This is a genomic window from Hymenobacter psychrotolerans DSM 18569, from assembly GCF_900142395.1.
Taxonomy (GTDB): Bacteria; Bacteroidota; Bacteroidia; order Cytophagales; family Hymenobacteraceae; genus Hymenobacter; species Hymenobacter psychrotolerans.
The window spans coordinates 1-1,314 of record NZ_FRAS01000064.1 but is presented as its reverse complement, the minus strand read 5'-3'; the positions used below and the strand labels follow the sequence as shown (position 1 = coordinate 1,314).

At 61.8% G+C, this 1,314-nt stretch carries 1 protein-coding gene; it reads left to right on the top strand.

Annotated elements, in window-relative coordinates; all coding sequences use genetic code 11:
* The coding region (locus BUE15_RS22145; protein WP_170865338.1) for a hypothetical protein at window positions 1-1,314 on the top strand (1,314 nt) is incomplete at both ends.

Here is a 1,314-nt window from a genome sequence, read left to right as displayed (position 1 = left end):
ACGCCCGCTCCCACGGCTTCGCCCGTGGCGCTGACCGGCCTGACGCCCGGCACGACGTATGCGGTGAGCATCGTCAGCAACTGCGCCGGCGGCCTGACCTCGTCGGCCCTGACCACTTCCTTCACGACGCTGAGCCCACCGCCCGCCAACGACGACTGCGCCAACGCCATCAGCCTGACCTCCAGTGAAACCTGCGTGCCCGTTACAGGCTCCACGCTTGGCGCCACACGCTCACTGACGGGAACATGCGCTGGCACCGATGATGATGACGTCTGGTATTCGTTCGTAGCGACGAGCACACAGCACACAGTGCGCGTAGTTGGCAACAGCAGCTTCGACGCGGTAATAGACGCGCGCGCCGGAAGTTGCGCCAGCAGCACAAACATTGGTTGTGTTGATGCCACTGCCAGCGGATCGGCAGAAACTCTTGTGCTCCCCGGCCTTACTGTAGGCGCAACGTATTACGTTCGGGTATACGGCTACTCTTCTACAGCTCCTTCTACGGCAGCCAACGGCGGGTTCACTATCTGTGTAACCAATCCCGCAAACGCGCCTTGTGCACAGATAACCAACGCAGCTGTTACGGCCGCATCTACTACCGGCCAGCTTACCTTCACGGCCGCTACCGGTGCCACCAACTACACCCTGACGCTGGCTCCCACGGCGGGCGGCACTACTTCCACGGCTACTCTGAGCGGCAGCCCCATCAGCCTGACCGGCCTGACGCCCAGCACCGCGTATACGATTACCATTACCACGAACTGCTCCAATGGCGGCATCTCTACTCCGGTGGTTGTCAACTTCACGACAGGAGCCCCGGTGCCGCCACCCGCCAATGACGAATGTGCGGGCGCTATTTCCCTCACATCCTCCACTACGTGCACGCCAACCGCGGGCAGCAGTGTTGGGGCTACGTCTTCTACGGTCACTGGTTCCTGTGTCGGTACGCCAGACAGTGACGTGTGGTACTCCTTCGTAGCCACCAACACCAGCCATACTATCAGAGTAGTAGGAACCGGGACCTTCGATGCGGTAGTGAACCTGCGCTCCGGCGCCTGCCCCGGCGTCAACATTGGTTCCTGCCAGGACAACAGCGGCGAAGGGGGCACGGAAATCATTACCGCCAATAGCTTAACTGTCGGCGCCACGTACTACGTGCGGGTATTCGATTACTATGGCGAGTCCGGTGATTTCACCATCTGCATCACCAACCCGTCTCCCTGCGCGGCCCCGACGGCGGCGGGCACGAACACGGTGACGAGCACGTCGGCCAACGTAACGTTCACGGCCTCGGCCTCGGCCACGAGCTACACC